Annotated in this window: 20 protein-coding genes and 3 pseudogenes; 2 read left to right on the forward strand and 21 right to left on the reverse strand. The window is 70.9% G+C overall.

Translation table 11 applies throughout. The annotated features are described in order from the left end of the window. Positions 1-76: 76 nt before the first annotated feature. Positions 77-286, reverse strand: a pseudogene (locus ACZ561_RS11690) (glycine betaine ABC transporter substrate-binding protein); the annotation flags it as partial. A gap of 3 nt (positions 287-289) precedes the next feature. Beyond that, a pseudogene (locus ACZ561_RS11695) lies at positions 290-415 on the reverse strand (ABC transporter permease); the annotation flags it as partial. Between the two features lie 139 nt (positions 416-554). On the opposite strand from ACZ561_RS11695, the pseudogene ACZ561_RS11700 reads away from it, so the two are divergent. Continuing rightward, a pseudogene (locus ACZ561_RS11700) lies at positions 555-692 on the forward strand (transposase); the annotation flags it as partial. A 20-nt stretch (positions 693-712) separates the two neighbouring features. Here the strand turns inward: ACZ561_RS11700 and ACZ561_RS11705 are convergent. The 5 genes from ACZ561_RS11705 to nadE form a co-directional block, all read right to left on the reverse strand. Next, positions 713-1543 (reverse strand): DUF5995 family protein, encoded by an 831-nt coding sequence (locus tag ACZ561_RS11705; RefSeq protein ID WP_470992650.1) that lies wholly within the window; start codon positions 1541-1543, stop codon positions 713-715. Between the two features lie 23 nt (positions 1544-1566). Next, positions 1567-2151: a hypothetical protein gene (locus ACZ561_RS11710; protein WP_470992653.1), complete on the reverse strand. Its 585-nt coding sequence runs from the start codon at positions 2149-2151 to the stop codon at positions 1567-1569. A 38-nt stretch (positions 2152-2189) separates the two neighbouring features. Continuing rightward, positions 2190-2420, reverse strand: a complete 231-nt coding sequence (locus ACZ561_RS11715; RefSeq protein ID WP_470992656.1) for a DUF6381 family protein — start codon at positions 2418-2420, stop codon at positions 2190-2192. A 118-nt stretch (positions 2421-2538) separates the two neighbouring features. Next, the gene (locus tag ACZ561_RS11720; protein ID WP_470992659.1) at positions 2539-2931 is read right to left on the reverse strand and encodes a VOC family protein; all 393 of its coding nucleotides are present in this window, start codon (positions 2929-2931) and stop codon (positions 2539-2541) included. A gap of 112 nt (positions 2932-3043) precedes the next feature. Continuing rightward, the gene (gene nadE, locus ACZ561_RS11725) at positions 3044-3874 is read right to left on the reverse strand and encodes an ammonia-dependent NAD(+) synthetase (RefSeq protein ID WP_470992662.1); all 831 of its coding nucleotides are present in this window, start codon (positions 3872-3874) and stop codon (positions 3044-3046) included. A gap of 509 nt (positions 3875-4383) precedes the next feature. On the opposite strand from nadE, the gene ACZ561_RS11730 reads away from it, so the two are divergent. Then, entirely contained in the window at positions 4384-7365 is a 2982-nt protein-coding gene (locus ACZ561_RS11730) for a carbohydrate binding domain-containing protein (protein ID WP_470992666.1), read from the forward strand. Between the two features lie 67 nt (positions 7366-7432). Here the strand turns inward: ACZ561_RS11730 and ACZ561_RS11735 are convergent, their stop codons facing one another. From ACZ561_RS11735 to ACZ561_RS11800, 14 genes are all read right to left on the reverse strand, one after another. Continuing rightward, the gene (locus ACZ561_RS11735; protein ID WP_470992669.1) at positions 7433-7810 is read right to left on the reverse strand and encodes an STAS domain-containing protein; all 378 of its coding nucleotides are present in this window, start codon (positions 7808-7810) and stop codon (positions 7433-7435) included. Between the two features lie 127 nt (positions 7811-7937). Then, the gene (locus ACZ561_RS11740) at positions 7938-9533 is read right to left on the reverse strand and encodes a molybdopterin-dependent oxidoreductase (RefSeq protein ID WP_470992672.1); all 1596 of its coding nucleotides are present in this window, start codon (positions 9531-9533) and stop codon (positions 7938-7940) included. Positions 9534-9608: 75 nt separating this feature from the next. Next, the gene (locus ACZ561_RS11745; protein WP_470992675.1) at positions 9609-10982 is read right to left on the reverse strand and encodes a cryptochrome/photolyase family protein; all 1374 of its coding nucleotides are present in this window, start codon (positions 10980-10982) and stop codon (positions 9609-9611) included. After that, positions 10979-12505, reverse strand: a complete 1527-nt coding sequence (locus tag ACZ561_RS11750; RefSeq protein ID WP_470992677.1) for an SDR family oxidoreductase — start codon at positions 12503-12505, stop codon at positions 10979-10981. The genes ACZ561_RS11745 and ACZ561_RS11750 overlap by 4 nt, the downstream gene beginning before the upstream one ends. A gap of 89 nt (positions 12506-12594) precedes the next feature. Then, complete coding sequence (locus ACZ561_RS11755; RefSeq protein WP_470992679.1) at positions 12595-13509, reverse strand: amino acid ABC transporter permease; 915 nt, start codon at positions 13507-13509, stop codon at positions 12595-12597. After that, entirely contained in the window at positions 13506-14171 is a 666-nt protein-coding gene (locus ACZ561_RS11760; RefSeq protein ID WP_470992682.1) for an amino acid ABC transporter permease, read from the reverse strand. The genes ACZ561_RS11755 and ACZ561_RS11760 overlap by 4 nt, the downstream gene beginning before the upstream one ends. A 10-nt stretch (positions 14172-14181) precedes the next feature. Further along, a complete protein-coding gene (locus tag ACZ561_RS11765; protein WP_470992685.1) occupies positions 14182-15030 on the reverse strand; it encodes a glutamate ABC transporter substrate-binding protein in 849 nt (282 codons plus the stop codon). A 42-nt stretch (positions 15031-15072) separates the two neighbouring features. Then, positions 15073-15813: an amino acid ABC transporter ATP-binding protein gene (locus tag ACZ561_RS11770; protein WP_470992688.1), complete on the reverse strand. Its 741-nt coding sequence runs from the start codon at positions 15811-15813 to the stop codon at positions 15073-15075. Positions 15814-15940: 127 nt separating this feature from the next. Continuing rightward, positions 15941-17092: a bifunctional 3-oxoadipate enol-lactonase/4-carboxymuconolactone decarboxylase PcaDC gene (gene pcaDC / locus ACZ561_RS11775; protein WP_470992691.1), complete on the reverse strand. Its 1152-nt coding sequence runs from the start codon at positions 17090-17092 to the stop codon at positions 15941-15943. Beyond that, the gene (gene pcaB / locus ACZ561_RS11780; RefSeq protein ID WP_470992694.1) at positions 17089-18459 is read right to left on the reverse strand and encodes a 3-carboxy-cis,cis-muconate cycloisomerase; all 1371 of its coding nucleotides are present in this window, start codon (positions 18457-18459) and stop codon (positions 17089-17091) included. The genes pcaDC and pcaB overlap by 4 nt, the downstream gene beginning before the upstream one ends. Beyond that, on the reverse strand, positions 18456-19022 hold the full coding sequence (pcaG, locus tag ACZ561_RS11785) for a protocatechuate 3,4-dioxygenase subunit alpha (protein WP_470992697.1): 567 nt from the start codon (positions 19020-19022) through the stop codon (positions 18456-18458). Before pcaG ends, pcaB begins: the two co-directional genes overlap by 4 nt. Positions 19023-19028: 6 nt before the next feature. Beyond that, positions 19029-19799: a protocatechuate 3,4-dioxygenase subunit beta gene (gene pcaH, locus ACZ561_RS11790; RefSeq protein WP_470992700.1), complete on the reverse strand. Its 771-nt coding sequence runs from the start codon at positions 19797-19799 to the stop codon at positions 19029-19031. 14 nt (positions 19800-19813) lie between these two features. Then, positions 19814-20470, reverse strand: coding sequence for a CoA transferase subunit B (locus ACZ561_RS11795; RefSeq protein WP_470992703.1), 657 nt, complete (start codon positions 20468-20470; stop codon positions 19814-19816). After that, entirely contained in the window at positions 20467-21219 is a 753-nt protein-coding gene (locus tag ACZ561_RS11800) for a CoA transferase subunit A (RefSeq protein ID WP_470992706.1), read from the reverse strand. The genes ACZ561_RS11795 and ACZ561_RS11800 overlap by 4 nt, the downstream gene beginning before the upstream one ends. Positions 21220-21336 lie beyond the last annotated feature (117 nt).

Here is a 21336-nt window from a genome sequence, read left to right on the forward strand (position 1 = left end):
GAAGGGGAGAAGAACGGCCGCCTTCCCACTATCGATGCCCACGACCCACCCCGCAACCGACGCTCCGGAGCCGTTCCTAGCTCGCGGGAATGAGCTTCCGCTGCTGGAGATACGTCCTCGCGACGTCCTCCGGGAGGCGGCGCCAGCTGTCGACCTGCTCGTTCATGTTCGCGAGATCGGCCGTGGTCAGGGCCGTGTTGAGGCGGTCGAGGGCGCTCGTCACTCCCTCGCTGCCGGCCCGGGAGTGGTTGACGACCGGGACGATGTGGTCGGCGTTCTGCAGGTGGGCGACGGAGATCGCGACGATCTCCAGATGCTGGACGACGGCGTCGCCGAGGATCTCGCTCCGGGAGGACAGATAGGCGCCGCAGATCCACTCGTTGCGCGCGAGGCAGTCGTCCGGAGGCGCGGTCATCCCCCCATTGCAAGCGGCGGCCCGGCGGGGCACACGCCGGGCCGGGCCGTTCGGGCCATCTCCTTCACAGCCGGAACAGCATTCCCGCCGGAGCACCCCCTGGACCACTTCCTTCACATCATCGGATCGTCGGTCCGGTGTGTCGTTGCCTGATGCCCAGTGGGCACGCATCGAGCCGTTGCTGCCGGACCGGACGCCGAAGCGGGGTGGGCGGTGGCGCGATCACCGGCAGGTGATCGACGCGATCGCGTTCAAGTACCGCACCGGCACGCCGTGGATCCGTACAGGCTTCGGCTTCTACGCGATGGGCGTACTCTCTGCGGGCCAGCGCCGGCGGTCGGGAATCAGCCTGCGCAGGATCCACAAGCCGGCGCGCAGCTTCCAGTCGCCGGGGGTGCGGATTTCGGAGATGAGCGCGGCGGTGCTCCTGCCGATCGACCGCGACGCTTCCTCGGTCGAATCCGGGTCCAGGAGTCTGTCGCAGTTGAACCAGGCCAAGCCCCGTGCGACCCGGATCCCGTAATTGGTCAACAGTTCGTCACTACGGGTGAAGAGCCTGTCCAAAGAGCTGAGCCCACGAATGTACCTGGACGAAAGGTCGTCCTGGACCCCGTCGATACAGGACGCCAGCACGTCGTTCATGCGGTGGAAGTCCGCGATGTGGTTGCGGTCGCCCGTGGACGCCGCCATGCGCCGCAATGTCTCCGGCAAGTCGTACGACATGTGCGCCATCATGGAAAAGAGCACGTCTTCCAGCATGTACGAGCGCCGGACACTCGAAGCGGCGAAGACATCTCGCCATGGTTGAGGGATGGAGTCCGGCAGATCACCGGGCTGAACTTCGTCCGCGGAGCCACCGGATCGTCCCGCCAGCCATTCGTCGATGCTGTCCATCGCGCTGAAGTAGGCCGATGCGAGCGTCTCACACAGTTCGGCGACCCACGGCGGGTCGTTGAACTCGGGGGTACCTGAATCCAAGCCTGTGGCGAGCGTCGTCGTGAGGCGGTAGTAGGTGTAGGCGAACGCGGCCCGGTGATCGTGTGTGGTGTCGTACTGCCTGACCCGGTCGGCAAGCAATCCCGCGACCAGTGTGACCTTTTCGGCGGGGAGCATGAACTCGGCGGTCATTGGGAGTGTGTTCCTGCCGCCCGCTAAGCCGGCACGCTGACCAGGCGGGTTTCCTCGGTCACCCTGCCCCAGTCGCACAGCAATTCCGCGAAGAGGCTCTGGCGGTCGGCTGCGACCTGATAGTTCGCGATCCAATCGGCTCCGAGCAACGGCATGCGGTAGGTCGCGGCCATCCCTTCGTCGCGAATTTCCGCGGAGTAGGTGAAGGTCCGCGTGAGCAGGCCCGGCACAGGGCCTAGCCTTTCGTCCCCGTTCACCACCACTCCGGTTCCGTTGCTGTCCAGCACGTACTGCTCTTCCAAGAGGTACAGGGTCATGCCGAACTTGGAGATCCTGACCACATTGTCGGCCCGACCGAACTCGCCTTCGTCCGGCTTCGCCACGATCGTCGAGCTCTGCTGTGGCGCACCGGTGATCCGCTCGAGGATGTGCATGGCGGTCACGAGCAGCTTGTTCGTCAACCCGATGCGGCTGCGCATGAGACGACGCCAGGAGGTGACACGGAAGGTGGCTTTTCCCTGCCAGGTTCCGGTCCCGATGTCGAAGTAGTAGACGTGATTGGGCGCGTTCGTGCGGTGTCGAGTGATGCCCTCGGGCTCCATAGTCACGTTGCGTAGCATATCATCACGCCCTGTGAGCAGGAGCTCTAGCCGGGGTACCTCTCGTGGAGATCGTCGGGCCAGGGCTCGTGCTCCTGGCTCAGGGCCCGTTCGCTGCGCTCCTTGAGCCGTTCTCCCTGCTCCCGCAGGCGGGCGGCCTCCTCGGCGTCGGTGCTGCGCCGTGCCCGCTGCAGCAGGTTCTCCGCCTTGTCGCGCTGGTACTGGGCATGGGCGTGGGCGGCCTCGCCCTCACGTCCGCCGCTCTCGTGTGCGGTCATGATGCGCCTCCTCGGGCGGCGGCTTCCCTCACCCGCGCGGGGAGAAACGCGGACGCCCGAACGCGTACGGCGACGGCCCGGCCGCGCTCTCGGGGCCGGGCCGTCGCCGTACGGCTGACTACTCCTGGAGGACGGAGAGCACGTTGCCCGCCGGGTCGGTGAACCAGGCGATCGCGGCCGGACCCTCGGATCCCGGGCCCCTGACGACGCCCTTGGCGTCGTGCTCGAACGCCGTGTACCGCTCCAGGCTCACGCCCCGCTTCGTCAGCTCGTCGACCGCCACGTCGATGTCGTCGACGGGGAAGTTCAGGATCGTGAAGGACGCGGGCGTGTGGTTGTCCTTGGGGTAGACGAAGACGTTCGCGCCGCTCCCCAGCTTGATGGTCAGCATCCGCATGTCGCCCTGCCCGCTCTCCTCGACCGGGAGGCCGAGGGTCTCGCCGTAGAACCGGCGGGCCTTGCCGAGATCGTCGACCGAGAAGCCGCTGAACGCCTTCGTCTGTCCGAACATGCCGTTGTCTCCTTCGTGTGGACCCCTGGGGATTCCGAGGGCACACCAAGCGGACCACCTTCCGGACGCCCGCCACGCGGGCTGACGTCCGGATGGTGGTCGCGCGTCACTCTCAGGGAGCGATCGGGAGCCGGCGCTTGTGGTCGGTGAACTCGTAGCGGCGGACGATGGAGGCGAAGGCGGCCTCCGCGACCGGCTTGCCCTCCAGGAAGTCGTCGATGTCGTCATAGGTGACCCCGAGCGCGTCCTCGTCGGGCTTGCCCGGGTCGAGGGTCTCCAGGTCTGCCGTGGGCGTCTTCCACACCAGCTCGGAGGGGGCCCCGAGCGCCTCGGCGACGGCGCGCACACGACGCTTGGTCAGACCGGTCAGCGGGACGACGTCGGCCGCGCCGTCGCCGTACTTGGTGAAGAAGCCCGAGACGGCCTCCGCCGCGTGGTCGGTGCCGACGACGAGGCCGTCGTGGGCGCCCGCGACGGCGTACTGCGCGATCATCCGCTGGCGGGCCTTGATGTTGCCCTGGACGAAGTCCTGGTGGTGGGCGTCCCGGAAGGTCACGCCACCGGCCAGGGCGGCGTCGAGGGCGGCGTCGCTCGACGGCTTGACGTCCACGGTCAGGACCCGGTCGGCGGCGATGAAGCCCAGCGCGAGCTGGGCGTCCTTCTCGTCGGCCTGGACGCCGTAGGGCAGGCGCATGGCGTAGAAGGTGGCGTCGTGTCCGGCGGCACGGGCCCGCTCGACGGCCAGCTGGCAGAGCCGGCCCGCGGTCGTGGAGTCGACACCGCCGCTGATCCCGAGCACCAGGGCGCGCAGCCCCGTGGAGGTGAGGCGCTCGGCGAGGAAGGCCACCCGGCGTTCGATCTCGGCGAGCGGGTCGAACGTCGGGGAGACCTCGAGTTCCCGGGCGATCTTCTGCTGCGTGGCGGTGGACGCCGCGTCGGTCACGGAGTGCTCCTCGGGGTGGTGCGACGGTACGGGGGCGGGCACTGATCCGGTACGCCGTTCGGGCGGCGGGTCACGAGCCGAGGTCGACTCTATGCGGCACGCCGGGGGGAAAGTGCGCGGGCCCGGCCCACCGGGCCGGCGCAGCACCACCCCGCCGTGCTCGACCCCTCGGGCGCGGCGCGCCCCTCGGGCGCGGCGCGCCCCTCGGGCGCGGCGCGCCCTTCGGGCTGCCCGGCAGTCGCGGACGAACGCGCGAAGCTCTCCGCCGCCCGCGCCGGCGGCCCCGGCACGACGCCGGCCCCGTTCGTCACGGATTCCGTCCCGGACTCTTTACGCGCGTGTCATGCACGGGTAACTTGCGCTCTCGCAAGCGCTTGCTGCAAGTTGCTGACTTCCCTTTCAGAGAGGGGCGGCAGCGCTCCCGTTCCGGTCCGAGGCGCTTCGGAGTGAGCGGGGTCCATCGACCGCCGCGACCTTCCCGTCGCGGCCCTGCTCCGGAGAAGTGACGTATGCGACGCACTCCCTTCCGGCGGTTCGGACGCGCCCCGGCGGCAGCCGCGGCCGCCGCCTGCCTGCTCGGGCTGCTCACCGCCGCGCCCCCGGCCGACCCGGCCACCGTGCCCACGGCCCCCGTCGCGGCGGCGGACCACACGGCGACGGTCTTCTACTACACGAAGACGAAGAACTGGTCGGCCCACAACCTCCACTACGCGCCCGACGGCGGCGCCTGGACCACCGTCCCCGGCGTCGCGATGGAAGCGGCCTGTACGGACTGGGTGAAGAAGACCGTCGCCCTGGGCTCCGCCGAAGGACTCCAGGCCACCTTCAACAACGGCACCGGCACCTGGGACAACAACGGCGGCCGGAACTACGACCTGGGAACCGGCACCATCACGGTGAAGGACGGCGTGGTCGCCCACTCCGACCCGTGCGCCGACGACCCGGGCGATCCCGGCAACCAGGCCACCGTCTACTACTCCACGGCCGCCCTCGGCTGGACCACCGCCAACCTGCACTACGCCCCGGCCGGCGGAGCCTGGACCACCGCCCCGGGCATCGGCATGGAGGCCGCCTGCACCGGCTGGTGGAAGCGGACCGTGGACCTGGGCGCGGCCACCGCCATGAGCGCCGTCTTCAACAACGGCAACGGAATCTGGGACAACAACAACGGCGCGAACTACGCGCTGTCCGCCGGTACGACGACCGTCGAGGACAAGGTCGTCTCAGGCAACGCCGCCGACCCGTGTGCCGCCGAGGTCCCCGACACCGAGGCGCCCAGCGTGCCCGCCGGGGTCGAGGCGAGCGCCGACGGCACCTCCGTCGTCCTCACCTGGGAACCCGCCACCGACGACACGGGGGTGACGGGCTATCAGGTGACCCGTACCGGCGGCACCCGCGGCACGACGGTCACCGACGTGGGCTCCACCGTCCTCTCCGACGCGAATCTGGAGGAGAACACCGCCTACACCTACACGGTCAGGGCCCGCGACGCGGCAGGCAACACCTCCGCTGCCTCCGCGCCCGCCGGGGCGACCACCGGCACGGCACCCCCGGCCCCCGACCCGGGGCGCCCGCTCGGATCCGACCCGCGCAAGGACCCGATCTACTTCGTCCTGACCGCCCGCTTCAACGACGGGGACGCCTCGAACAACCGGGGCGGCAGCCAGCACACGAAGTCCGGGAACGCGGCCAACGACGACCCCATGTTCCGGGGCGACTTCAAGGGCCTGGTGAACAAGCTCGACTACATCAAGGGGCTCGGCTTCTCCGCCGTGTGGATCACCCCCGTGGTGCTCAACCGGTCCGACTACGACTACCACGGGTACCACGGCTACGACTTCTACAAGGTGGACGCCCGGCTGGAGTCGGCCGGCGCCTCGTACCAGGACCTGATCAACGCCGCCCACGCCAAGGGCATGAAGATCTACCAGGACGTCGTCTACAACCACTCCTCCCGCTGGGGCGCCAAGGGTCTGTTCACCCCGAAGGTGTACGGCGTCCGCGACAGCCAGTGGAGCTGGCACTACGACGAGCCCAACTCCTCCTTCGAGTACGACGGACTCTCCGTCGAGCCCAAGTCCGGGAAGTCGTACTACAACGGCGATCTGTGGTCGACGGCCGAGCCGACGGGCAACACGTGCGTCAACTGGGGCACCCCGACTCCGTACACCTCCCCCGAGGGCTACCGGATCTACAACTGCCAGTGGCCGAACCCCACGTCGGGCATGTTCCCGAAGTCGCTCTACCACAACTGCTGGATCGGCAACTGGGAGGGCGAGGACTCCCGTTCCTGCTGGCTGCACGACGACCTCGCCGACTTCAACACCGAGTCCACGGCCGTGCAGAACTATCTGATCGGCGCCTACGACAAGTACATCGACATGGGGGTCGACGGCTTCCGCGTCGACACGGCCGTCCACATCCCGCGCACCACCTGGAACCGGCGATTCCTGCCCGCCATCCAGGAGCGTGTCACGCAGAGGTTCGGGGCGGAGGCCGCGCGGAACTTCTTCGTCTTCGGTGAGGTCGCGGCCTTCGTCAACGACAAGTGGAACCGCGGTTCGGTCAACCACTCCGCCCAGTTCTACACCTGGAAGGAGCGCAAGGAGTACGCGCTCGACGACGCGGCCGCAGCCCTGGAGATGTACGACTACGAGCAGCAGCAGGGCACGGCGAACCAGCCGACGTCGAACAACGCCTTCCTGAACGGCAACAGCTACCACGCGCCGGACCACAGCAGGTTCTCCGGGATGAACGTCATCGACATGCGGATGCACATGAACTTCGGTGACGCCCAGAACGCCTTCGGCAACGGCAAGGACTCCGACGACAGCTACAACGACGCCACGTACAACGTCGTCTACGTCGACAGCCACGACTACGGCCCCAACAAGAGCAGCGAACGCTACGCCGGCGGCACCGACGCCTGGGCGGAGAACATGTCGCTGATGTGGACCTTCCGCGGCATCCCGACGCTGTACTACGGCTCCGAGATCGAGTTCCAGAAGGGCAAGAAGATCGACTGCGGGCCCACCTGCCCGCTGGCGACCACGGGCCGCGCCTACTTCGGCGACCATCTCTCCGGGGAGGTGAAGGCGTCCGGCTTCTCCACCGTCGAGTCGGCGAGCGGCGCGGTCGCCCAGACCCTGGCCCAGCCGCTGGCCCAGCACGTCCAGCGGCTCAACCAGATCCGCCGGGCGGTCCCGGCCCTGCAGATGGGCCAGTACTCCACCGAGGGCATCAGCGGCTCGATGGCGTTCAAGCGCCGCTACACCAGCGGCACGACCGACAGCTTCGCGCTGGTCACGGTCACCGGCGGGGCCGGCTTCACGGGCATCCCGAACGGCACCTACACGGACGCCGTCACCGGCGACCAGCGGGTCGTCACCAACGGCACCCTGAACGTCACGGCTCCGGGGAAGGGCAACCTGCGGGTGTACGTCCTGAACGGGCCCGGTCGGATCGGTGCCGCGGGGCCGTATCTGAAGTAGCGGCGCCCCTGGTGGGGTCGGGATGCGGGCGGGCCGCGGCGACAGTGCGCCGCGGCCCGCTCCGTCATCACCGGCCGGCGGCCCTTGCGCCGGGCGGCGGGGACCACAGGGTGCCCGCGGCGACCCGCAGCAGCCTGAGGACGACGGCCGGGGGCGCGTCGATGCGGTAGCGGCGGCCCAGCCGGGACCACTGGTCCAGTACGGCGAGGAGGCCCGAGTCGCAGAAGGTGACCCGCGAGGCGTCCAGGATCAGATCCGTACAGCCGTCCGCGGCGGCGGAGGCGAGTATCGCCCGCAGCGGCGCGGCGCTGTAGTGGTCGAGCTCTCCGGTCAGCCGGACCAGCAGGGTCGCGGGGCCGACATGGACGCAGGAGTGGACGACTATGCCGCCGGGCGGGGTGTCCGCACCCCGGTCACGCCTGGGGGGCCGGTGCGTCTCGGTCATTATCGGTGCGGTGCTCGCGGTACTCACCTACCCATCAACGGTCCTTCGGCCCGCTCGGGGGTACGCGGCACGCCGCCCGGTCACCCCACCGGGCAGCAGTGATCCACTTCCGGGGGACACGGCCGGGTCATTCGACGGCTTCGACCGTGACCGCGATGGTGTGCCACCCGCTCGCCCCGTCGGGCATCGGGTCGGTGCGGCGCTCGGTCTGGGTGACGCCGGCGCCGTCGGTGGCCCGGACGGCGAGGTCGTGCCGGCCGGGGGTGGCCCGCCACGGGTACACCCACTGGCGCCAGGTGTCCCGGCTGTCCTCCGCTGCGAGCCGCGCGTCCTGCCAGGGACCGTCGTCGATGCGTACCTGGACGCGCTCGATGCCCCGGTGCTGGGCCCAGGCCACCCCGGCGATCATCACCGTGCCCTCGTCGAGGCGGGCGAGGGAGCGGGGGGTGTCGATCCTCGACTGGGTCTTGACCGGCGCCTCGGGCGCCCAGCCCCCGCGCACCCAGTACGCGTCGTAGGCGTCGAAGGTGGTGAGCTCGATGTCCACGATCCACTTGCAGGCGGAGACGTAGCCGTAGAGGCCCGGGACGAGCATCCGGACGGGGAAGCCGTGGTCGAAGGGCAGGGGCTCGCCGTTCATCCCGAAGGCGAGAAGCGCGTCGCGGCCGTCCATCACCTCCTCGACCGGGGTGCCGATCGTCATGCCGTCGACGGAGCGGGCGACGATCTGGTCGGCCGGACCGCCCTCTGACGGCGGTCGGACACCCGCCTCACGGAGCAGGTCGGCGAGCTGGACGCCCAGCCAGCGGGCGTTTCCGACGAGGGGTCCGCCGATCTCGTTGGAGACGCAGGCGAGGGTGATGTCGCGCTCGATCACGGTGCGGCGGAGGAGATCCTGCAAGGTGAGGGTGCGTTCCCCGTCGACGCCCAGGCCGTGGATCCGCAGCCGCCAGCTGTCGGCGTCGACCGTGGGGACGACGAGCGCGGTGTCGATCCGGTAGAAGTCCTCGTTCGGGGTGATGAAGGGTCCGATGCCGGGGACGTCGAGTTGTGCCCCGCGCGGGACGGCCGGTGCGGCGGACGCCGGCCGGGGGAGCCGGAGCGCGGTACGGGAGGCCACGGCGTCCTCGTGGCGGGCGCCGCCCAGCGCCCGGGCGAGCGCCGCCGCACCCGTCGCGGCGACGACCGTGGCGGCGGCCGTCAGGAGGAAGCTCCGGCGGCTCGCGCGGGCGGCCCGTTCCGGTGCGGCCGAGGGCCGTCGGGCGAGCAGGCGGCCGATCAGTACGTACAGCAGGGCCGCGCCGGCCACCGCGCCGATGAGCGAAGGGAGCATGTCGGCCACGGAGTCGGAGTCCGGGCGGCCCGCGGCGGCGAGTGCGCCGACGAGGCCGAGGAGGAGCACGCCCGCCACCCCGACCGGCCGGTTCCGCAGCGCCAGCAGCCCGATGGCCGCGGCCAGCAGCGCGAGGATCGCGAGGATTCCCGTCAGGAGCACGGCCTTGTCGCTCGTGCCGAAACTCCGGATCGCCCATTCCTTGACCGCGGCCGGGGTGAGGTCGATGACCGCTGCCCCGACGGCCGTGACGGGGCCCGCCTCCGGGCGGACCCATGCGGCGACGACTTCGGCGACGGCGAGCGAGACGTACCCGGCGACGAGCCCTCCGAGCGCGCCGAGGAGGCGGTCGGTGCGGGTGAGCTCGCGCGGGGACTCTGAGAGGGTCATGCTTCTCATTCGGCATCGAGGCGGCGCAGGATGGGGTGTTTTCACCTGGACGGCGGACGGCGCCGGGACAGTGTCTCAGTCCAGTGCTCGTGCGCGCCGGAAGCGGGCCAGTCCCTCGGGCAGTCCGATCAAGGGGTCGGGATAGTCGTACCGGGCTCGTTCCGGGCCGGCCAGCTTCCACGGCTCGTGGACCGCGCGGGCCTCGAGTCCCTCGAGTTCCGGCACCCATCGCCGTACGTACGCCCCCTCGGGGTCGTACCGCTTGCCCTGGGTGACGGGATTGAGCACCCGGTTGGGGCGGGTGTCGGTGCCCGTGCCGGCCACCCACTGCCAGTTGAGCTGATTGTCGGCGATGTCGCCGTCGACCAGGAGGTCCAGGAAGTGCCTGGCGCCGGCACGCCAGTCGACGTACAGCGTCTTGGTCAGGAAGGAGGCGGTGAGCAGCCGCCCCCGGTTGTGCATCCAGCCCTCGTGGGCGAGTTGCCGCATGGCCGCGTCCACGACCGGATACCCGGTACGGCCCTCCTTCCACGCCCGGAGGTCGGCCTCGGCCTCCTTCCCTCGCCGCCATGCGTCGTCCCGCGGGCGGTAGTCGTCCATGGCGACGCCGGGGCGCGCGGCGAGGACCTGGTGGTGGAAGTCGCGCCAGCAGAGCTGCCGCACGAAGGCTTCGGCGCCCGTCCCGCCCCGGGACCGGGCCCGGTGGACCGCCTCGGCCGCCGAGACCGTACCGAAGTGGAGGTGCGGCGAGAGGCGGGAGGTGGCGTCACCGGCGAGGTCGTCGTGCCGAGTCCCGTACGCGTCGGCGTGCCGGCCGAGAAAGGCGGTGAGCCGTGTGCGGCCCTCCTTCTCGCCGCCGCTCGCCAGCCCCGGTGACACGGACGGAACGGAATCACGGGTGGGGCAGTCCTCGGAGCGGATCCCCGGAGGGACATGGATCGTACGCGGCGCCGCGAGCGGTTCCCGGAGCCGCTCGCGCGACCATCGCCTGAAGTAGGGGGTGAAGACGGCGTAGTGATCCGACCCGGCAGGTGTCACGGCTCCGGCGGGCAGCGCGGTGACCACACCGTCGTGGACGTGGAGGCGCCGCCCGTCCGACTCGAGGGCGCGGCGCAGCCGGTCCTCACGGCGGCGGGCGAAGGCGGTGCATCCGGCCGCCAGATGCACCTCGTCGGCGTCGGCCTCGCGGACGACGGCACAGACCTCGGCGACGGGGTCGCCCGAGCGCACGACGAGCCGGCCGCCGCGATCGCGCAGCGCGGCGTCGAGAGCGGTGAGGCAGTCGCCGAGGAAGGCGAGCCGGTTCGGCGCCGCGAAGCCGACGCGGTCCACTGCCGGATCCCGTACGAAGAGGGGGACGATCTCGTTTCCCCGATCCAGCGCGGCACGCAGCGGCGGATGGTCGTGGACTCGGAGGTCCGAGGTGAAGAGGACGACCGAGACGCTCATGGCGCCGCTCCCGGCGCCGGGGTGGGGGACGACTCCGCCTTCTGGGCGATGTTGCGGGCCATGCCGCCGAAGACCACGGCGTGGAACGGCGAGACGCCCCACCAGTAGGCATGGCCGGCCAGACCGTGCGGGTGGAACATCGCCCGCTGGCGGTACCGGGTCCGCCCGTCCTCGTCGCTCTCGGCGTACATCTCCAGCCAGGCGAGTCCCGGAAGCCTCATCTCCGCGCGCAGCCGCAGCAGGCGGCCGCGCTCGATCTCCTCGACGCGCCAGAAGTCCAGCGAGTCGCCGACCCTCAGTCGCGTCGCGTCGCGGCGGCCCCTGCGCAGTCCGACGCCTCCGATGAGGCGGTCGAACCAGCCGCGGACGGCCCAGGCGAGAGGGAAGGAGTACCAGCCGTTCTCCCCGCCGATTCCCTCGACGACGCGCCACAGCGCCCGCGGCGAGGCGTCGACGGTCAGCTCACGCACGTCGGTGTAGAGGCTGCCGCCCGCCCAGTCGGGGTCGGTGGGCAGCGGATCGCTCGGCGCTCCGGGGAGGGAGGCGGACGACCACCGGGTGATGACCTGGGCGTCGCGGACCCGCTGGAGGGCGAGCGTGAGCGCCGTGTCGAAGGAGAGGGGGGTGCCGGGCGGGTCCGGCACCCACGCGGCGATGTCGTGCTCGTCGCAGACGACCTCGTACCTGAGCGACTCCGCGAGCGGGCGGGCGAGGGACCGGGGCACCGGAGTGACCAGACCGATCCACAGACTGGACAGACGTGGTGTCAGGACCGGCACGGGCAGGATGAGCCGCCGGGGCAGCCCGGCGACGGCGGCGTAGCGGCGCATCATGCCGAGATACGTGAGGACGTCGGGACCGCCGATGTCGAAGACGCGGCTGACCTCCTCCGGCGTCCGTGCGCTGCCGACCAGATAGCGCAGCACGTCCCGGACGGCGACGGGCTGGATACGGGTGCGCACCCAGCTCGGGGTCACCATCACGGGCAGGCGTTCGGTGAGGTAGCGGAGCATCTCGAAGGAGGCCGAGCCGGATCCGATGATGACGGCGGCGCGGAGCACCGTGGTGGGGACCCCGGATTCCATGAGGATGCGCCCGACCTCCGCGCGGGAGCGCAGATGGGGCGAGAGGTCGCGTTCGGGAACTCCGCGCGGGGTGAGTCCGCCGAGGTAGACGATGCGGCGGACACCGGCGGCGCGGGCCTGCTCGGCGAAGGTGCGGGCGGCGACGCGGTCGGTGTGTTCGAAATCGCGGCCGCCGCTCAGGGCGTGTACCAGGTAGTAGGCGACGTCGATGTCCTGGAGGGCGGGCGCCAGTGTCCCGGCGTCGGTGACGTCACCACGGACGACCTCCACCTCTCCGGCCCAGGGGTGGTCGCGGAGCTTCGCGGGGGTCCTCGCCAGGCACCGCACCCGGTGTCCGGCGGCGAGGAGTTCGGGGACGAGGCGGCCGCCGATGTAGCCACTGGCTCCGGTGACGAGGCACCGGAGCCCCGGGGGCTCGTGGCCTTGTGCGTCTGTCATGAAGTGCTCCGCTCCGCCGTCCGGGTGGTGGCATGTCCGCACCGCGTTCCCCGCGGCACGCGGTCATGGATCCTCCCGGGACCACCTTGTCACTTGGTCCTGTCGGCCGGGCCGATGTGCTCGCCCGGGGTCGCGAGTTCCTCGACCGCGTCGGCGCCGACGATCGCGCCCGTCGACTTCTTGGCGCGCCTCAGTCTGCGTTCCAGCCATCCGGCGAAGGAGGTGAGGGCGAAGTTCAGGATGACGAAGATGACGGCGACGACGGTGAAGCTGGCGATGGTGTTCGCTCCATAGTTCGCGCTCATCGGGCGTACGGATGCGAGGAGCTCGGAGAAGCCGAGCATCGCGCCGCCGAGCGCGGTGTCCTTGACGATGACGACCAGCTGGCTGACGAGTGCGGGGAGCATCGCGGTGACCGACTGGGGCAGCAGGACGTTGGTCATGGTCTGGCCCTTGCGCATCCCGATGGCCTTGGCCGCGTCGGTCTGGCCGCGGGGCAGGGAGAGGATGCCGGCCCGGACCACCTCGGCGAGGACCGAGGCGTTGTAGAGGACGAGTCCGGTGACCACCGCGTACATCGGGCGGCTCTCCGGGCTGATGTCGGTGAACTCGGCGTAGGCGGCGTTGGCGAAGAGCATCAGGATGAGCACCGGGATGGCGCGGAAGAACTCCACGACCGTCCCGGCGGCGCCGCGGATCCAGACGTGGTCGGAGAGGCGCCCGATACCGAGGAGGGCGCCCACCGGCAGGGCGATGACCACGGCGAGCGCGGCGGCGATGACGGTGTTCTTCAGGGCGGGCAGGAGGAAGGTCGTCCATGTGCGGGAGTCCGTGAAGAACGGCGCCCACTTGTCCCATTCGAGCTGGCCCTGATCGGCGAGGGTGGCCAGGACCCACCAGATCAGGCCGGCGAGCGCGAGCAGGAACAGCAGGGTGTAGAGGAGGTTGCGCCGCTTCGCGCGCCGGCCGGGGACGTCGTAGAGGACGGTGGGATGCTCCTTCATCGCTTCACCGCCACCTTCTTGCTCACCCAGCCGAAAAGGAGCCCCATGGGGAGCGTGAGGCAGATGAAGCCGAACGCGAAGATCACCGAGATGAGGATGAGCTGTGCCTCGTTCTCGATCATCTCGCGCATCAGCAGGGCGGCTTCGCCGACACCGATGGCTGCGGCCACAGTGGTGTTCTTGGTGAGGGCGATCATTACGTTGGCCAGTGGCCCGACCACCGAGCGGAACGCCTGCGGCAGCACGATCAGGCGGAGCACCTGGGGGAAGCTGAGGCCGATGGCGCGGGCCGCCTCGACCTGACCGAGGGGGACGGTGTTGATGCCCGAGCGCACCGCCTCGCAGACGAAGGCCGACGTGTAGGCGATCAGTCCGAGGACGGCCAGCCGGAAGTTGATGGTGGTGAAGTCCTCGGCGCCCATGTTGACGCCGAGGGTCTGGAACAGGCCGAGCGAGGTGAAGACGATGATCACCGTGAGGGGGATGTTGCGGACGATGTTCACGTAGACGGTGCCGAAGCCCCGCATCAGGGGGACGGGGCTGACGCGCATGGCGGCCAGCAGCGTCCCCCAGATCAGGGAGCCGATCGCGGAGTAGACGGTGAGCTGCACCGTCACCCAGAACGCTCCCAGCAGGTCGTAGCCTTCGAGGAAGTCGAACACGGCGGCCCACTTACTTGACGACGACGCCGATCTCCGGCGCGGGCTCGTTCTGGTACTCGGCAGGGCCGAAGTTCTTCTTCACGGCCGCGTCCCAGGAACCGTCCGCGACCATCTTCTCCAGGGCGTCGTTGATCTGCTGCTTCAGTTCACTGCCCTCCGGGACACCGATTCCGTAGTTCTCGTTGCTCATCTCGAAGCCGCCGAGCTTGAACTTGCCCTCGAACTCCGGCTGCGAGGCGTAACCGGCGAGAATCGCGTCGTCCGTGGTCACCGCGTCGATCACACCGTTCTCCAGGCCGGTGAGGCACTCCGAGTAGCCGCCGTACTCCTGGAGCTGCGCGTCGGGGGCGATCTTCTCCTTGACGTTCTGCGCGGACGTGGAGCCGGTGACCGAGCAGAGCTTCTTGTTGTTCAGGTCCTCGGGCTTGGTGATGGAGTTGTCGTCCGCGCGGATCAGCACGTCCTGGTGGGCCAGGAGGTACGGACCGGCGAAGTCGACCTTCTCCTCCCGCTGGTCGTTGATCGAGTAGGAGGCCGCGATGAAGTCGACGTCACCCCGCTCGAGCAGCGTCTCGCGGTCGGCGCTCTTGGCCTCCTTCCACTCGATGTCACCGGGATCGCGGCCGAGCTGCTGGGCGATGTACGTGGCCACGTCGACGTCGAAGCCGGTGTACGTGCCGTCGGGGGTCTTGAGCCCGACGCCGGGCTGGTCGTACTTGATGCCGACGGTGATCTTGTCGCCGTCGGAGGCCGAGCTGTCTCCGCCGTTCCCGTCGCCGCCGCAGGCGGCCACGGAGAAGGAGAGGGCGAGCGCGGCGGCCGCGGCCACCCCGGCCTTGGTGAGCTTGCGAGCGTTCATGGGATCACCCCTGGGGGCTGCTGGGTACGTGGCGGCCGCTGTTCAGTGGTGCAGGATCTTCGACAGGAAGTCCTTGGCGCGGTCGCTGCGCGGGTTGCTGAAGAACTGGTCGGGTGTGGTCTCCTCCACGATCCTGCCGTCCGCCATGAACACCACGCGGTTGGCGGCGGAGCGCGCGAAGCCCATCTCGTGGGTGACGACGACCATGGTCATCCCGTCACGGGCGAGTTGCTGCATGACCTCGAGGACTTCGTTGATCATCTCGGGGTCGAGCGCGGACGTCGGCTCGTCGAAGAGCATCACCTTCGGTTCCATGGCCAGCGCCCGTGCGATCGCGACGCGCTGCTGCTGACCGCCGGAGAGCTGGGCGGGGTACTTGTCGGCCTGGTTCGCGACCCCGACGCGGTCGAGCAGCTCGCGGGCCCGCTTCTCGGCGGCCTTCTTGTCCTTCTTACGGACCTTGATCTGGCCGAGGGTGACGTTCTCGAGCACGGTCTTGTGCGCGAAGAGGTTGAAGGACTGGAAGACCATGCCGACGTCGGCGCGGAGCGCGGCGAGCTCGCGGCCCTCGGCGGGCAGCGGCTTGCCGTCGATGACGATCTCGCCGGAGTCGATGGTCTCCAGTCGGTTGATGGCGCGGCAGAGGGTCGACTTCCCACCGCCGGACGGTCCGATGACCACGACGACCTCGCCACGGCCGACGGTCATGTCGATGGACTGGAGCACATGGAGAGCACCGAAGTACTTGTCGACGTTCTTCAGTACGACGAGCTCGTCGGGCATGGCAGCCTCCTGGTCCGCCGCCCCCCAGCCTCCTCACGTTCATGCTCCGCCCTCGGCCGATGTACCGCACGCCGGAGGCCCGGCGAGAGCCGATGATGAAAATGGTTCTCATGAGGCCGAGGTCCGATCACTCCCCCGGCGCGTCCTCCTCCGCGAGGGTGCGCTGGGCGACGGCGAAGGCCGCGTTGGCGGCCGGGACACCGCAGTAGACCGCCGTCTGGAGCAGTACGGCCCCGATCTCGTCGGGCCGCAGACCGTTGCGCCGGGCCGCCCGTACATGCATGGCCAGCTCCTCCAGATGGCCGTGGGCGACGAGCGCCGTGAGGGTGACCAGGCTTCGCTCGCGCCGCGACAGGGTGGGGTCGGTCCAGATCTCGCCCCAGGCGTAGCGGGAGATGAAGTCCTGGAACCGGGCCGTGAACTCCGACTGCCGCGCCTGCGCGCGGTCCACGTGCGCGTCTCCCAGCACCTGGCGGCGGACCTCCATGCCCCGCCGTGCGCCGTCGTCCGTGAAGTGGCCGCGCAGCGCGGCGAGGACGGCCCCGGGCTGCTCGGCGGGCGCCAGATGGGAGGCGCCCGCGAGCTCGGTCAGCGCGGCGCCGGGCACCGCGTCGGCGATCTCCCGCAGATGCGCCGGTGGCGTCGCCGGGTCCTCACGGCCGGCGACGAGGAGCATGGGCGCGGTGATCGACGGCAACCGGTCCCGCAGATCGAAGGCGGCGAGCGCGTCGCAGCAGGCGGCGTACGCGTCCGGGTCGGCGTTGCGGTGGTCGTCGACCAGGGCGGGCACCGTGAAGCCGGGGGTGAACCAACGGGCGTCGGCGGTCTCGGCGAGTGCGGCCAGACCCTCGCGGCGGACGGTCGCGGCGCGCTCCTCCCACAGCGCGGAGCCGCCGAAGTGGGCGGAGGAGCAGAGCACCGCGAGGCGCTCCACCCGCTCGGGGTGGTGCGCGGCGAGATGGAGGCCGACGGCGCCGCCGAGCGAGACGCCCGCGTACGAGAAGCGCGCGACGCCGAGCGCGTCGGCAAGGGCGAGGACGAGCCCGGCCAGGTCGGCGACGGTCGATCCGGGGCCGATGAGCGAGGCCGGGGAGCCGCCGTGGCCGGGGAGGTCCCAGCGGACGACCCGGTGGGTCGCCGACAGCTCGGGGGCGACCGCGTCCCACAGGGCGGTGGAGGTGCCCAGCGAGGGACCGAGGAGCAGGACGGGTGCGGTGGACGGCCCCTCGACGCGGTGGTGGAGGCCTCCGTGGGGCGGCTGGGGGGTGGCGGTGGTCAAGGTCGCTCCAGGGCGCGGTCGGTCAGGGCTCCCGCGGAGCCCGTCGAGCAGGTCGGGTCGGCGAGCCCACCGAGATCGAGATCCTTCAACTCCGGTACTTCGCCGAGGAGTTCGACGAGTGAACGCCCCTCGGTGCGCGTTCTGACGGCGAGTTCGGTGAGGAGTTCCTGCGCACGGGCCCGGCCGAGGACCGGAGCGAGGGCGACGGACAGCCGCTCGGAGACGATCAACCCGCCGGTGAGACCGAGGTGTTGGCGCATGACGTCCGCGTGGACGCGAAGACCCGCGGCGAGATCCGCCATGTCGCGCGCTGCCCCGCCGACGAGGCGGAGCAGGTCGCGCAGCGGCTCCCACTCGGCGTGCCAGGCGCCGGCCGGGCGCTCGTCCTCCGCAGCCATCGAGGCGTACAGGGTGGCCGCGAGATGCGGGGCCCGGCGCGCGGCCGCGGCGATGAGCGTGGCCCGTACGGGGTTCGCCTTGTGCGGCATGGCGGAGGAGCCGCCGCCCGCGGCCTCCGTCACCTCCGCGATCTCGGTGCGGGAGAGGGTGAGGACGTCGACGGCGGCCTTGCCGAGCGCCCCCGCGGTGAAGGCGAGGGCTCCCGCGAGGTCGGCGACCGGGGTGCGCAGGGTGTGCCATGGCAGGACGGGGACGGCGAGTCCGGTCTCGTGGGCGTAGGCCGTGACGAGCCGTTCGGCGTCGCCGTCCGCCCCGTCGACATGGGCCGCGAAGGCTGCCAAGGTCCCGGCGGCGCCGCCGAGTTGGGCCGGCAGGGAGTCCTGCACGACGAGGAGGCGGTCCCGGGCGTCGAGGATCAGTGAGCGCCAGCCGGCCGCCTTGAGCCCGAAGGTGGTGGGCACGGCGTGCTGGGTGAGGGTCCGGCCGGGCATCGCCGTGTCCCGGTGGGCGGCGGCCTGGGCGGCCAGCGCCCGTTCCGCGCGGCCGAGGTCGCCGAGAATCACGTCGAGCGTGCGGCGAGCGACCAGCATCGCCGCGGTGTCCATGATGTCCTGGCTGGTCGCGCCCCGGTGGACGTACGCCCGCCACTCCCCCGGCACCGCGGCGGTCAGGTCGGCGACCAGCGGGATGACGGGGTTGCCGCCCGTGCGGGCGCGCAGGGCGAGGTCGCGTACGTCCAGGCGGGAGGCGTCGGCGGCGGCCGTGACCGCGTCGGAGGCCTCGGCCGGCGCCTGCCCGACGGCGGTCTGGGCACGGGTGAGGGCCGCCTCCGCGTCAAGCATCGCGCGCAGGAACGCGGTGTCGCCGGTCGCGGCCTCGGCCGGGGAGCCCGCGCTCCCCGGGGCGAGCAGACCGGCGTCGAGGAGATCGGCGCCGAGGCCTCGTACGTCATGCGGATCGGGTGTCACGTGAACTCCAGGAAGACCGTCTCGCCCTCGCCCTGAAGGCGGATGTCGAAGCGGTACGAGCGGGGCGTGCCGTTCTCGTCGGGCCGGGCCACCAGCGTCGCGCGGCGCCCGGCCGGCAGCGAGTCGAGCAGCGGGTCGGCGCCGTCCCGCAGATACGCCCGGGTGAAGAGGTGGTGCAGGAGGCCGCGGGCGAAGACGCAGACGCTGATGTACGGCAGCCCCGCGTTGCCGGGCGGCAGGGTGTGGAGGGCGTAGTGGCCGTCGGCGTCCGTGGCGACGCGGCCGAAGCCGGTGAAGTCGGTCCCGTTGCGGCCGAGGTGCCCGCCGGTCACGGGGTCGCGGCGCAGCGAGCCCGGCGCGCCGGCCGGCGAACCGTCGGGGGCTGCCTGCCAGAAGTCGAGGAGTGCGTCGGGGATCGGGGCGCCCTCGCCGTCGCGGACGTATCCGTGCAGGACGATCCGGTCGGGATGGCCGTGCGGTGCTATCCGCTCCCCTTCGGGGAACGGCAGGGCGTAGCCGTAGAACGGGCCGACGGTGTGGGAAGGGGTGGGGAGCAGTGTCATCTCGGGTCAGCGCCCTTCTTCGATCCAGGTGGCGGAGGGACCGTCGAGGACGATGTCCCAGGCGTAGCCGAGCGAGAACTCGGGCCGCGACAGCGCGTGGTCGTAGGTGGCGACGAGCCGCTCGCGGGCGGCCGCGTCGGTGACCGAGCGCAGGATCGGGTCGTGGGCGAGGAGCGGGTCGCCGGGGAAGTACATCTGCGTCACGAGGCGCTGGGTGAACGCCGTGCCGAACACGGAGAAGTGGATGTGGGCGGGGCGCCATGCGTTGGTGTGGTTGCGCCAGGGGTACGCGCCCGGCTTGACGGTCGTGAAGGTGTAGCGGCCCTCGTCGTCGGTGAGGGTGCGGCCGACCCCGGTGAAGTTCGGGTCGAGCGGGGCCGGGTGCTGGTCGCGCAGATGGGCGTAGCGGCCGGAGGCGTTGGCCTGCCACAGCTCGATGAGCTGACCGCGTACGGGGCGGCCGGCCCGGTCGAGAAGGCGTCCGGAGACGGTGATGCGTTCGCCGAGGGGCTCGCCCGCGTGCTGCCGGGTGAGGTCGTTGTCGATCTCGGTGATGTCGGTCGGGCCGAAGACGGGGCCGAAGAGCTCCACCGTCTCGGGGTCGCCGCCGTCGACGGCCACGAGCGGCTGGTGGGGGTGGCGGAGGAGGGAGCTGCGGTACGGGGCGTAGTCGCGGGCCGGGTGGCTGCGGGGCGCGGCGCCGGCGGCCAGCTCCTTGTCGTACGCGCTCTGGAACTCGTCGATCTCGGTGTCGATGTCCGTTTGGGTGAGGGCCATGGGGATTCCCGGGGTCAGTGTCGGCGGGCGGGGGTGTCGACGGCGCGGTGGACCTTGGCGGCCGTCCTGGCGAGGATGTCGGAGGGGTCGACGCCGGGTGCGGTCTCGACGAGGACCAGGCCGTCGTCGGTGACGTCGAGGACGCCGAGGTCGGTGACGATCCGGTCGACGCAGCCCCGGCCGGTCAGCGGGAGGGTGCACTCCTCGACGATCTTCGGGGCGCCGTCCTTGGCGGTGTGGGTCATCACGACGATGACGGTCCGGGCGCCGTGCACGAGGTCCATCGCCCCGCCGATTCCGGTGATGAGCTTGCCCGGCACGGCCCAGTTGGCGAGGTCGCCGCGCGCCGAGACCTGCATGGCGCCGAGGACGGCGACGTCGATGTGGCCGCCCCGGATCATCCCGAAGGAGAGCGCGGAGTCGAAGTAGGAGGCCCCGGGAAGGACGGTGACGGTCTCCTTGCCGGCGTTGATGAGATCGGGGTCGACCCCGTCCTCGGCCGGGAAGGGCCCGGTGCCGAGGATGCCGTTCTCCGACTCGAGGACCACTTCCACGCCTTCGGGGAGGTGGTTGGGGATCAGGGTCGGCAGGCCGATGCCCAGGTTGACGTACTGGCCGTCCTTCAGCTCGCGGGCGGCGCGGGCGGCCATCTGCTCGCGGGTCCAGCTCATCGCGTGGTCCTCTTCTCTATGCCCTTCTCCCGGGCCTGTTCGGGGGTCAGGGCCAGCACGCGCTGGACGAAGACGCCGGGCAGATGGACCTGGTCGGGATCGATCCCGCCCGGTTCGACCAGCTCCTCGACCTCGGCGATCGTCACCTTCCCGGCCATCGCGGCGAGGGGGTTGAAGTTCCGGGCCGACTTGTTGAAGACCAGGTTCCCGTGGCGGTCGCCGCGGGCCGCGCGGACGAGGGCGAAGTCCGTGCGGATGCCGTGCTCCAGCACGTGCTCGACCCCGTCGAACGCGCGTACCTCCTTGGGCGGCGAGGCCAGCGCGATCCCGCCGGAGCCGTCGTAGCGCCAGGGCAGGCCGCCCTCGGCGACCTGGGTGCCGACACCGGCGGGGGTGTAGAAGGCGGGGATGCCGCAGCCGCCGGCCCGCAACCGCTCCGCGAGCGTGCCCTGCGGGATCAGTTCGACCTCCAGCTCGCCGGCGAGGTACTGCCGCGCGAACTCCTTGTTCGACCCGATGTAGGAGCCCGTCACCCGGGCGATCCGTCCCGCGGAGAGCAGCACGGCGAGACCGGAGCCCATCGCGCCACAGTTGTTCGACACGACACGCAGATCGCCGACACCGGCCCCGTACACCGCGCCGATCAGTACGTTCGGCACGCCGCTGAGACCGAAGCCGCCCACGGCGAGCGACGCTCCGTCCCCGACGTCGGCCACCGCCTCGGCGGCGGTGGCCACCACCTTGTCCATCCGAGAAGCCTCCGAACTCCATCAGCAATTAGTCAGTGCACTGAGCATTCTTTTCAATGCCGCCATGCTGGCACCGGGCCCGACAACCGTCAATAGCAGCCCGGGACGGCACGAGGA

This window comes from Streptomyces sp. NPDC039609, assembly GCF_055596705.1.